The organism is Halopseudomonas xinjiangensis (genome assembly GCF_900104945.1).
Taxonomy (GTDB): domain Bacteria; phylum Pseudomonadota; class Gammaproteobacteria; order Pseudomonadales; family Pseudomonadaceae; genus Halopseudomonas; species Halopseudomonas xinjiangensis.
Genome location: NZ_LT629736.1, coordinates 2159921 through 2170839, shown reverse-complemented (window position 1 = coordinate 2170839; position 10919 = coordinate 2159921). Strand labels below are relative to the sequence as shown.

The following is a 10919-nucleotide window of genomic DNA, read 5'->3' as shown; positions in this document are numbered from 1 at the left end:
CAATATGTTGATAGTACTTTTACCGGAATCGGAAAGCGCCTCGACCCAAGCGCCCGCTACCTGGAATTGGTGGCGCCTTGATAAGGAGGGGAGCGTCCTCGACAGCGGCGAAAGCCGGCTGGCGGAGTTACGCACTCGCTTTCCCGCCGAGCGCATTCGAGGGTTGGTACCGGCTTCCGCTGTCACGCTGTATCGCGTGGCGATGCCGGTTCGACGCCAGGCGGCGATTCGAGCTGCGCTTCCCTTTGCACTGGAGGACAGTCTCGGTCAGGAGCTCGAGGAGCTGCATTTCGTTGCCGGACCGCGCCGAGCGGATGGGCGGGTAGCCGCCGCGGTGGTCGAGCACGAGAACATGCAGGCCTGGCAGAGCTGGTTCAGCGAGGCAGGATGGCGGGTCGAAGCGTTGATTCCGCTGGCAGCGTTGTACGTCGATCAGATTCCCGACAACGGATTGCGGGTTCAAATGTCGCCGTGGCCGAGCGCCGAGGAGCAGCTCATCGCAACCGCGGCCGATCGGGAGCCCGCGATCATCGAGCGCAGTCTGGCCAGTTTCTGGCTGCAGCGAACGCTCGCCGAGCGCGAGGCGGACGATCGACAGCTTGAATTGCTCGGAGTGACCGCAGACCGGCTTGGACTGGGCGCTTCAGATCAGATCATCGAATCTGCTCAACGCCCGATTCCACTCGCTCCTCTATTAGCCCGTTGCAGTCGACCGCTACCGCCAATGAATCTGCTTACCCACCCCTATGCAAGCGGGGTAGGGGCGCCGCCGTGGCGCAAACTACGTGGCGTGGCGATTGCAGCCGGGATTCTGCTCGCCGTGCTCGGCGCGCAGGTGCTCTCCGAATGGCTGGTGCTGAGTAGTGAGCGGGATCGGCTCCAGGCCGATATCAATGCCTTGTTTGATCGCACTTTGCCCGACTCGAGACGGGTGCAGCCAGTTACCCAGTTCCGCCAGATTCTCGACGGTGCCGGTGGGCAAGGCGCCAGTGGCACCGGAAGCATGGGGCCTTTGCTGTACGAAGCGCTCGCCGTTACCAACGCGGGGGGAAAAGGCCGTATTACCCAGTTCCGGGCCACACCGGCGGAAGTCGAAATAGAGCTGCAGTTGCAGTCATTCGCCGACCTGGAAGCCATTCGCGAGAGCCTCGCTGCCAAACAGGGGCTGCGGGAGAATCTCCAGGGTGCCGACTCCGGCGCAGAGGGCGTTACCGCCAGATTGAAAATCGAGAGGGGCGAGTCATGAAGACCTGGTGGGCAGGGTTGGCGCCTCGCGAGCGAGCCATTCTCGCTGCGGGTCTGGCAGTATTAGTCGTCCTGATGCTGTGGCTGCTGGTATGGGAGCCGATCGCGAAGTCGCGTGCGGAGCTGCGGGCCGAAGTCGCCACACTGTCCGCCGAACTTGGCTGGATGGAGCAGGTAGCGGATCGGGTACGGCGCAAGGCTTCGCAGGGTAGCGATGCCGCATCGGCGGCAGCGGGTGGTTCGGTCCTCACGCTTGTTGAAGTGGCGGCAAATGCCTCGGGGATCAAGGCGAACATCGAGCGGGTCCAGCCGGAGGGGCAGGGCGCCCGTCTCTGGTTCGATCAGGTTGGATTCGACCGTCTCATCGCCTGGTTAGGGCAGCTCGAACAACGGCACGGCTTGAAGATCAGCCAACTGGCTGTCGATGCGAGAGGTGAAGCCGGAATGGTGTCGGCGCGTGTACTGGTGGAGCCGCGCTGATGGCTGTCAACGTCCGAAAGCGTACTGTCATCTCTGTCGCGGCGCTGCTTTTCCTTGGTTCACTAATCTGGAATATCCCGGCGGCGTTCGTCTGGTCGCTGGTCGAGTCCCGGCTGCCGGCGAAGGTGACTGTGACCGGCCTCACCGGTACGTTGTGGTCCGGTCAGGTGCGTAACATGCAAGTCGGCGGTATCGAACAAGGTGCGTTGATCTGGTCGTGGAATCCTGGACAGGCTTTTCTCGGCCGGCTCGGGCTGGATGTCGCGTGGCTACCGCGCAACGGGCGCGTTGATGCGCAGCTGAAGATGGGCGCAAGCTCATTGCGAATAGAAAACGCCAACGGGAGGCTGGATGCCGCAACCATGGCGGCTTTGAACAAAGCCCCTTTCATCCTCGGTGGCACCTGGCTATTCGATGTGCCGCTGCTGGAGCTCGAGGACTTCGAGCGTGTGCAGGCGGCCGAGGGACGGCTAGTCTGGCAGGACGCCGCAGGAGGGTTGCCTCAACCGTTGCCGCTCGGCCATCTGGCGGCTGACCTCGGTGCAGAAGACGGATGGCTGGTACTCGATTTGTCGGACGAGGGGGGCGGACCGCTGGGGTTGCGTGGCAGTGCCCGCTGGCGCCCTGCCGAGCCGATGCACATCGACGCCAGGCTGCGTGCCGAGGCCAGTGCGGAGCCTACGCTAACCCAGGGGTTAGGGCTGCTGGGCAGACCGGATCAAGAAGGCTGGGTGCAGTGGCGCGCCCGTCTGCAATGAACATCACCAGACAAACTGGAGTAAAGCGGTGAAGCGCACTGGAGTACTGCTGATGATGCTGGCCGGCCTTGGCGGTTGCGCCGGGCTTGGACAGAACGATGCCGAGCGTACCGGCGAAGTTGCCGATGTCCGCGCCAAGCTGGGACTTGGACGATGCGACGCGGACCTCGCGCGCCAGACACTAGCCCTCAAACAGCCGGAGCTGGAGCAAGAAGCGGCGTTCGTATGTCTTCAGCAGGCTGAGTTCGGCCTTGTCGACCGGTTATTGGCTGACTATGAAGAACGTTACGCGTCGCCGCCCAACCCGGACTATTCGGCGTACCTGCTGGCGCTAACCGAGTTTCTTCGCTTTGAGGCGGCGCTTGGCGACGCCCAGCAGAGATTGCTCACCGGGCGAATCGCACACGCTGCGCTGGTTGGCTTCGTGCGGGACTATCCGACCTCGGAGTACCGCGGCGAAGTGGCGCCGAGGCTGCAACAGATACTGGAAGGCATGGCCACGGCCGAGTTCGATCTCGCCAAGCTTGCCGCCGAAACGGGAGATCCTGCCGCGGCAGAAGCGCGGATGCGCTATGTCACTCGGCAATATGCGCGGACTGCGGCAGCCAAGGAAGCGCGGGCGTGGTTGGAGCTTATTCCGGACTGATATGCGCTTATGAAGAGCCGGTGCTCCAAGTCAAGCAGCATTTTTTTAAGTTGCAGCTTGACATTGTACACAGCGAGTTGCTTGGCTCCTTACCGCTCGGCGACTTGCCGCAGGCCGCGGGTCACTTCCCTGCTGAAGCTATAACCTGTTGATAAATATAGTATTTTGGGGCTGATCAAAAATTACCCAGGTTAAGCCGATGCCCCGTGGTTCAAGCGTCGAGGCGATATTTCAAGCGGCTATCCACATAGTTGTCCACAGTTTCTGTGGATAGCCGAGCGGACTCATACTCCCTGCGGCATGTCCTCGCCGCCGAGTGCTGCGGTCAGCGCCGGTAGCAGCTCGGAGAGCGTGCGGGACATGATGATGAAGCTCGCATCGAGCTGGCTCGCCATATCATCGCCGCCCTGATCATCTGCCTCGTCACGCAACAGTTCTTCGAAGCGCAGCCGTTTGACGGTGAGCTTGTCGTCGAGGGTGAAGCTGACTTTTTCCTGCCAGGCAAGCGCTAGCTGGCTGACCTGCTTGCCGACGGCCAGATGTTGTTGGATCTCGTCACTAGCAAGGTCCTGCCGCTTGCAACGGACGACGCCGCCATCTTCGTGGGTGTCGCGCAGCTCGCATTCGTCCCCGATCACCAGTCCCTCCGGAGCCTCTCCCTGCTTGACCCATTCGGTCATGCAGGCAGCGGGGGCCATTTTCACGTTTACCGGGCGGACGGGCAGGCTTCCGGTGCACTCGCGCAGCAGGTTGAGCAGGTCTTCGGCGCGCTTGTTGCTGGATGAGTCGACTGCAATCCAGCCTTCGCTCGGTGCAATGCAGGCCAACGTTGTCTGGGTCCGGGTGAAGGCGCGCGGGAGAAGCGACATGATCACCTCGTCCTTGATGGTATCGCGCTCTTTCTTGTACACCTTGCGCGCATCACGCGCTTCGATCTCCTCGACCTTCTCGCTCACAGCATCCTTGACGACACTCCCCGGCAGGATTCGCTCTTCCTTGCGAAGAGCGATAAGCCAGTAGCCGTCCGCGACTTGCAATACATTTTCCGAATGCCGGCCGAAAGGTGTGGTCCAGCCCAAAGTATGTGTTTCCTGGCTGGCGCAAGGGCGGGCAGGGCGTTGTTCGAGAGCTGCCAGCAGCGCTGCTTCATCGAAAGGAACATCCTGGCTGAAGCGGTAGAAGAGCAAATTGCGAAACCACATGGGTGCTGTCCTTTGTTGCGTATCGATATCCTCGCGGCCGGCGGAATCTTCACGCGACCAACAGAAGGGTTCGGCATATTGCCTGAGAGCGCCGTTGCCGACCAGTGCACCAGGCCGCAAATAACGTATTGAAAAAGAGTCGGATTTTTTTCGAAAAAGGTATTGCCAGCCAACGGAAAGCTGCCTAGAATGCGCCCCACTTCGAGAGTAAACGGGTGATTAGCTCAGCTGGGAGAGCATCTGCCTTACAAGCAGAGGGTCGGCGGTTCGATCCCGTCATCACCCACCACTCGAAGTAATGCGCAGCGGTAGTTCAGTCGGTTAGAATACCGGCCTGTCACGCCGGGGGTCGCGGGTTCGAGTCCCGTCCGCTGCGCCATTTTTTCCCCTCCTGTGACACTTCTATTTGTTCCTCTGCCTCGGTTGGCAAACTTTAAGCTCTTCGGTAGCGCATCCGCGCCCAGCCCTGTTAAGCTTCGGTCTTTATTTCTGCCCCTGTGGCGCGTTCGATCGAGGTAAGCATGAAGCGAAATCTGCTGGCAGCCAGCGTTGCACTCAGCGTATTGACCCTTGTTGGTTGTGGTGAGAAAGAACCAGAACTGGAAACTTCCATCCAGCAAGCATCGTACGGTATTGGCCTGAACATGGGTGAGAGCCTTCTTCAGGACGGCCTCGATGACATCGATCCCCAGGCGCTCGCGCTCGGTATGCAGGACGCGCTAGAGCAGAAGGAGCCGCGTGTTGGCGAGGAAGAGCTGCGGACCGCCTTTACGGAGCTGCAGACGCGCGCTGAAGAGCGCGCTGCAGGGTTGGTCAACGAGACGCTCGAAGCGAACAAGAAATACCTTGCCGAGAACGCAGAGCGCGAAGGTGTAACCACGACCGAGTCGGGCCTGCAGTACGAGGTCATCGAGTCCGCAGAAGAGGGTGCACCTCAGCCGGATGCGGACGACGTCGTCTCTGTTCACTATGAGGGCAAGCTGGTCGATGGCACCGTATTCGACAGCTCGATGAGCCGCGGCGAACCAGTGGATCTTCCAGTAAGCGGCGTGATTCCGGGTTGGGTTGAAGCCTTGCAGATGATGCGCGTGGGCGACAAGTGGAAAGTCACCATCCCCAGCAATCTTGCCTACGGCGAGCGCAGCCCGAGCCCGGTTATCCCGCCGAACTCGGTTCTGGTCTTCGACATGGAATTGCTGGGTATCCAGAGCGAAGAAGAATCCGAGATGACTGTGGACGAGCCCGAGGCCAACGCCGAGTAACACGGCTGGAGCGCGTTCCAGGCAGCTCCGGTCCATGAGTGTTACCGTTATGCACAGAAGACGGTAACACTCAAGCCCTGCTAAATAAGTTCCCCGCCGTTTATCCACTAGTCATAACTTATTGTTTTTTCTAGTTATTTTTTTGAGCAAAAAGTGTGCGATCTAAGCGTAATGCAGGCCAGACAAGCCTTTGCCGACGTTTCCCAGATGTTGCTCACAGACTTATCCACAGAAGCTGTGGGTAACCTGTTCCGAGGCTGATAGCGGTTCGGTCCCCTGCTCGGCAGGCAGCTGCAATTCATACACGCTGAATCCGGCGGCCTGTTTCGCCTGATGCTTCGCATGGGAAGCCAGTTCGGCAAGATGTGCCCCGCCGGACAATGAATAAGGCCCGCCGTGCAAGTGCACGACCCCGACGGACAGGCTGAGCAGTTCGTGTTCGCGCCACTCACCTTTACGATCGGGTGCGTGGAAGAAGCCCGCCGCTATATGTTCCTCACGATATAGCCCACGGCAGAGCGCCTGGAATCGGTCATTCACACTGCTCAGCCGGCTACGCCAGTCTGAGCTGCGCAATACAAGCATGAAGTCATCGCCGCCTATATGCCCGACGAAGTCACAACGCGCATCGCACGCGTCACGCAGGATCTGAGCGAGACCGAGCAGTATCTCGTCGCCCTTGCCGTACCCGTACAGATCGTTGAATGGCTTGAACGAATCGACATCGACGTAGCAGAGACTCGCGGCCTGCCCGTTGGCGAGGATGCGGTTGATGCATTCCTGGATCGGCACATTACCGGGCAGAAGGGTCAAGGGGTTTGCATGCCTAGCCTGGCGGACTTTCAGCTCGGTAATCTGGCGCAGCACGTCGATAACGCGGCCGAGGCCGGCATAGGCTCCCTGGTCGACCAGGATGAAGTCCTCTTCCAGGCGTTGTCGGGCCCGGCTCGTCAACAGGCGGCTGACTCTTTGCAGGCTCTGCCTGATGTCGACTACCAGATAGTCCCGATCCATCAGCTGTTCAATCGGCTTGCGTGCGTATAGCTCGTGTGCGAACGGCTTCAGCATGGTCTGGCTGAGCTGGTACCCATGTACGGTGCCGATCGGACGTCCCGCTTCGTCGAGCACCGCAAGGCTGTTGAGGCTGGCCTGTTGCTGAAAGCGGGCCAATACTTGGGCGACGGTTTCGCGCCGGCTTATGCCCGGGACGTCCAGGCGCAAGCCGTGAAGCGTCGCCTCCGGATCCGCGCGCGGATCCCTTTGTGCCAGCCGCTGAATGATCTCGCTATGCGAGGTTGATGGCTTGGCCTCGGGACGGCCCAACCAGTAACCTTGCACCCAGTCGACCCCCATGTCCTCCAGTACGCCGAGTTCTTCGGGCCGCTCGATCCCTTCCGCGATGATGTGTGCCTGCGATGCCTTGGCCATGTTCAAAATGCTGCCGACAAATTCTCGCTTGACGCTATCGAGATGAATGCCGTCGATGAAGTGGCGGTCGATCTTCACGAACTCGGGCTGTAGCTGGGACCACAGGCGAAGGCTCGAGTAACCGGCCCCCAGATCATCGAGTGCGATGGAGAAGCCCATGGTGCGATAGTGTTGCAGGGCGGCATGCAACAGGTCGAAGTTGTCGATGGGTGACTGTTCGGTGAGTTCGATCACGACCCTCGAAGGCGGCAGGGCGGTCTCCTCAAGCGCCTTGAGGGTGAGGCCGCGCGTATGCTGATGTTCCAGCAGCGTCTCAGGCGAGACATTGAGGAACAGTCGCCCCGGCAGCTTGAGCTCGACGAAGCGACGAATCGCCTGCTTTCTGCACAGCGCTTCCAGCTCTGACAGCATGCCCCAGTGCCGCGCGGCGGCGAATAAGGTCAGAGGGGAATGCAGAGGGCTGTTGGACGGGCCTCTGCTGAGCGCTTCATACCCGACGATGCGTCGTTCAACGGTCGAAGCGATCGGCTGGAAGAGCACCGAAATGGCCTGATTGGCCAGAATCTGCAGAAGGGCGTTGCGCTGCTCGATGACAGTCATGGAGTTTCCGGGACAGGGAAGCGTGAAGGCCCGGTGCGCGTTGCAGCCCGGCTCGCACTCGCAGGCAGATGCCAGCGAGTGTGAGACCGGATTATTGCGTGGTTATGACAGCGGTGCGTCAGCTGGCCTTGACGACCTGTTCCTTGAGTTGCAGAAGGTCGATGAGGATGTGCCCGGTTTCAGCCAAAAATGGATCGTCTTCCTTGTCCTTGTCTTCCAGCGGTTCGGTCATTGGGTTGTTGCCCGCTTCGAGGAAAGGGTCTTCCTCCTCCAGCGATTCCAGCGGCTCTTCGCCCTTCGCCTTGCGCCGGGTGTTCTCAAGCGCCAACAGCTTGTCCTCGAATGCTTTCTGCTCCTCGCGGCGCTTGGCTTCGTTGAGCGGCAGGACTTTGCGCTCTTTCATGGCTCGATCCAGTTCGATGCGTGCCAGGGTGTAGGTAAAGTCCGGATCGTCCGCTGCGCGCCGGCTATGTCGCGCAGTGAGCGGTTCGATGAGCGATCCCAGCTCGGCTTCCATGCGATACGGCACCGGTTTGATCGTATCCCAGGGTAATGCGCGCGGCAGGCTGCTTTCGCCGATGTCGGTGGTCTCGAGCAGCGACGGATAGCTGATGTCGGGGACTACACCCCGGTGCTGGGTGCTCTGACCGGAAACGCGGTAGAACTTGGCCAGGGTCAGCTTGAGCTCGCCATGGTTGAGCGGCTGTATAGACTGCACGGTACCCTTGCCAAACGTTGGTTCGCCAACGATCAGAGCGCGGCCGTAATCCTGCATCGCTCCAGCGAAAATCTCGGAAGCCGAGGCAGACAGTCGGTTGACCATCACTGCCAGAGGACCTGTATAGGCAACTCCCGAGTCCGGATCGTCGAGAACCTGTACCTGACCCTGGGCATCGCGAACGAGAACAGTGGGCCCTCTTTCAATGAACAGGCCTGTGAGCTCGGTGGCTTCCTGCAGCGATCCGCCACCGTTGTTGCGCAGGTCCAGAACGATTCCGTCCACCTCTTTTTCCTGCAGCTCCTGAAGCAACCGGCGCACGTCGCGAGTGGTACTGCGATAGTCCGGATCGCCACGGCGGTATGCCTTGAAGTCGATATAGAATCCCGGGACCTCGATGACACCGACGCGGTAGTCGCGACCCTGTTCGCTGAAGTCCAGTACCTCTGCCTTGGCAGCCTGGTCTTCCAGTTTGACCGACTCGCGAACCAGGTTGACCACCCGGCTGGTCATGTCGGTCTTCGGATTGGCAGCCGGAATCACCTCCAGGCGCACGCTAGAGCCTTTCGGACCGCGTATCAGCTTGACGACTTCATCGAGACGCCAGCCGACCACGTCGACCATTTCGCCTTGTTCCTGAGCCACGCCGACGATGCGGTCAGCGGGCGCCAGCTGCTCGCTCTTCGCCGCGGGGCCGGCTGGGACGAGCCGCACGATCTTGGTGAACTCGTCATCGCTTTGCAGGACCGCGCCGATACCTTCCAGTGACAGGCTCATGTTGATGTCGAAGTTTTCCGCGCTCTCCGGCGACATGTACTGCGTGTGCGGATCGTAGACCTGAGCGAGCGCATTGATGTAATTCTGGAAGATGTCTTCGCTACGGGTCTGCGCCAGGCGCGATTGCTGATTCTTGTAGCGTTTCTCGAGCAGCTCGCCAATTGCCTGGTCCTCGCGGCCGGCTAACTTCAGGCGAATGATTTCGTCCTTGAGCTGTCGGCGCCAGAGCTGCTTGAGTGCATCCTCGTCAGCGACCCAGTCCGCGTCCTCGCGGTCGATCTGGATGGTCTGCTCGGTATTGAAATCAAGCGTGTCGATACCCTGATTGAGAATGCTGAGGATATAAACCATGCGCTGGTTGACGCGATCGATCTGCTGCCGGTGCATCTGGAAGCCGAAGTTGAGATCGCCCGCCAGGAGCATGTCATCCAGATTCCGACGGTTCTTTTCAAACTCGGCTATGTCCCTGGCAGTGAACAGGCTGCGCTGCGGGTCGAGTTGGCGCAGGTAGGTATCGAAGACTTCACTAGACAGTTCGTCGTCCAGGCTCATCTTGTTGTAATGATGGCGGCGCAGCAGCTCAACGGTATTGAGGCTGGCTATGGTCTGTTCGCGGGTTGGCTTCAGGCTCTCCACATCGAGAACCGGCAGCTTGTCTGCGGCGACGGCGACGCTGCTGCCCAGAGCGAGCAAAGCCATCAGGCAAGTCTTGCGCAGGGAATGGGAGGCTTTCATCAAAGGTATCGTTTCCGGCGAGAGTGGGGGTATTCTGTTAGTTCAGCGGAAGGGAGAGCGGGTTCCCTTGCCAAATGCATCACGAAAATCACTATGGAGGCACCGTGAGAGGATTGCAAGCCGAGGGCGGGGCGCTGGTATGGCGCGATCAACCCGCAGAACAGCTCAAGCCCGGACAGGTCCGGCTTCGCGTCATGGCAGCCGGACTCAACCGAGCCGATTTGTTACAAAAAGCCGGAATGTACCCACCACCGCCGGGCGTGACGCAGGTCATCGGGCTGGAGTGCGCAGGCGAGGTGATCGAGGTTTCCGGCGAGTCCCGCTGGAAAACCGGTGACCGGGTCTGCGCCCTTCTGGCAGGCGGTGGCATGGCCGAAGAAGTCGTCGTCGACGGGCGTCATCTGCTGCCGGTCCCGGACGGTATGGACTGGGCGCAGGCAGCGGCTATCCCCGAGGTCTTCAGCACCGCCTGGCTGAATATCTTCGAGCTCGGCGCCGCCAAACCCGGCGAGAAGGTGCTGATTCACGCCGGTGCCAGCGGTGTCGGCACTGCCGCGATCCAGCTCTGCAAGGCTCTAGGGAATCCCTGCTGGGTGACGCTTGGCAGCGAAGAAAAGCTCGCTGCCTGCCGGGATCTCGGTGCAGAAGGGGGCGCGCTGCGTCAGAACGGTATCCGCAGTCTGCAGAGCGAAGGCCCGTTCTCGGTTGCGCTTGATCCGGTAGGGGCGCCATACGCTGCGGACCATCTGGATCTGCTGGGTATGGACTCTCGCTGGGTGCTGATTGGTCTGATGGGCGGACGTGAGGCAACTCTGGATCTAGCCAAGGTGCTGGCCAAGCGAATCCAGCTGACTGGATCGACGCTTCGTGCTCGCAGCGGTGACTTCAAGGCCGAACTTCTGGCACGGATGGAAGAGCGTCTCTGGCCGCTGTTCGCGGAAGGCACCTTGCGTCCACTCGTCGCTCGCACCTATAACTTCGATCAGGCCGAGGAAGCCTTTGCGGAGCTGGCCAGTGACCAGGTTATCGGCAAGGTAATAATGGTACGCTGATTGGCCGGCGCGGCGA

9 protein-coding genes and 2 tRNA genes are annotated in these 10919 nt (G+C 60.5%); 8 read left to right on the top strand and 3 right to left on the bottom strand.

Going from position 1 to position 10919, the window contains the following annotated elements:
* Window positions 1–4 precede the first annotated feature (4 nt).
* Genes gspL through bamD form a run of 4 tightly spaced genes read left to right on the top strand, consistent with a single transcriptional unit; the run spans window position 5 to window position 3129 of the window.
* Window positions 5–1246, top strand: coding sequence for a type II secretion system protein GspL (gspL, locus tag BLT85_RS09940; RefSeq protein ID WP_093394004.1), 1242 nt, complete (start codon window positions 5–7; stop codon window positions 1244–1246).
* The gene (gspM, locus tag BLT85_RS09935) at window positions 1243–1725 is read left to right on the top strand and encodes a type II secretion system protein GspM (RefSeq protein WP_093394001.1); all 483 of its coding nucleotides are present in this window, start codon (window positions 1243–1245) and stop codon (window positions 1723–1725) included. The genes gspL and gspM overlap by 4 nt, the downstream gene beginning before the upstream one ends.
* The gene (locus BLT85_RS09930; protein ID WP_093393998.1) at window positions 1725–2483 is read left to right on the top strand and encodes a type II secretion system protein N; all 759 of its coding nucleotides are present in this window, start codon (window positions 1725–1727) and stop codon (window positions 2481–2483) included. Before gspM ends, BLT85_RS09930 begins: the two co-directional genes overlap by 1 nt.
* Before the next feature lie 28 nt (window positions 2484–2511).
* Window positions 2512–3129, top strand: a complete 618-nt coding sequence (gene bamD / locus BLT85_RS09925; protein ID WP_093393995.1) for an outer membrane protein assembly factor BamD — start codon at window positions 2512–2514, stop codon at window positions 3127–3129.
* A gap of 284 nt (window positions 3130–3413) precedes the next feature.
* On the opposite strand, the gene rdgC is transcribed toward bamD, so the two are convergent.
* Complete coding sequence (rdgC, locus tag BLT85_RS09920; RefSeq protein WP_093393992.1) at window positions 3414–4331, bottom strand: recombination-associated protein RdgC; 918 nt, start codon at window positions 4329–4331, stop codon at window positions 3414–3416.
* Between the two features lie 213 nt (window positions 4332–4544).
* On the opposite strand from rdgC, the gene BLT85_RS09915 reads away from it, so the two are divergent.
* From BLT85_RS09915 to BLT85_RS09905, 3 genes are all read left to right on the top strand, one after another.
* A tRNA-Val gene (locus BLT85_RS09915) sits at window positions 4545–4620 on the top strand.
* A 13-nt stretch (window positions 4621–4633) separates the two neighbouring features.
* A tRNA-Asp gene (locus BLT85_RS09910) sits at window positions 4634–4710 on the top strand.
* A 142-nt stretch (window positions 4711–4852) separates the two neighbouring features.
* On the top strand, window positions 4853–5593 hold the full coding sequence (locus BLT85_RS09905) for an FKBP-type peptidyl-prolyl cis-trans isomerase (protein WP_093393989.1): 741 nt from the start codon (window positions 4853–4855) through the stop codon (window positions 5591–5593).
* A 222-nt stretch (window positions 5594–5815) separates the two neighbouring features.
* Here BLT85_RS09905 and BLT85_RS09900 read toward each other — a convergent pair whose 3' ends face one another.
* A complete protein-coding gene (locus BLT85_RS09900) occupies window positions 5816–7621 on the bottom strand; it encodes a bifunctional diguanylate cyclase/phosphodiesterase (protein ID WP_093393986.1) in 1806 nt (601 codons plus the stop codon).
* A 118-nt stretch (window positions 7622–7739) separates the two neighbouring features.
* Window positions 7740–9851, bottom strand: coding sequence for a carboxy terminal-processing peptidase (locus BLT85_RS09895; RefSeq protein WP_093393983.1), 2112 nt, complete (start codon window positions 9849–9851; stop codon window positions 7740–7742).
* A 104-nt stretch (window positions 9852–9955) separates the two neighbouring features.
* Here BLT85_RS09895 and BLT85_RS09890 point away from each other — a divergent pair, with 104 nt between their 5' ends.
* The gene (locus BLT85_RS09890; protein WP_172829826.1) at window positions 9956–10903 is read left to right on the top strand and encodes an NAD(P)H-quinone oxidoreductase; all 948 of its coding nucleotides are present in this window, start codon (window positions 9956–9958) and stop codon (window positions 10901–10903) included.
* Window positions 10904–10919 lie beyond the last annotated feature (16 nt).

Bases quoted from the DNA above. Each gene is read 5' to 3' on its own strand.
- gspL (WP_093394004.1), top strand. From the start codon at position 5: ATGTTGATAGTACTTTTACCGGAATCGGAAAGCGCCTCGACCCAAGCG.
- gspM (WP_093394001.1), top strand. From the start codon at position 1,243: ATGAAGACCTGGTGGGCAGGGTTGGCGCCTCGCGAGCGAGCCATTCTC.
- BLT85_RS09930 (WP_093393998.1), top strand. From the start codon at position 1,725: ATGGCTGTCAACGTCCGAAAGCGTACTGTCATCTCTGTCGCGGCGCTG.
- rdgC (WP_093393992.1), bottom strand. From the start codon at position 4,331: ATGTGGTTTCGCAATTTGCTCTTCTACCGCTTCAGCCAGGATGTTCCT.
- BLT85_RS09905 (WP_093393989.1), top strand. From the start codon at position 4,853: ATGAAGCGAAATCTGCTGGCAGCCAGCGTTGCACTCAGCGTATTGACC.
- BLT85_RS09900 (WP_093393986.1), bottom strand. From the start codon at position 7,621: ATGACTGTCATCGAGCAGCGCAACGCCCTTCTGCAGATTCTGGCCAAT.
- BLT85_RS09895 (WP_093393983.1), bottom strand. From the start codon at position 9,851: ATGAAAGCCTCCCATTCCCTGCGCAAGACTTGCCTGATGGCTTTGCTC.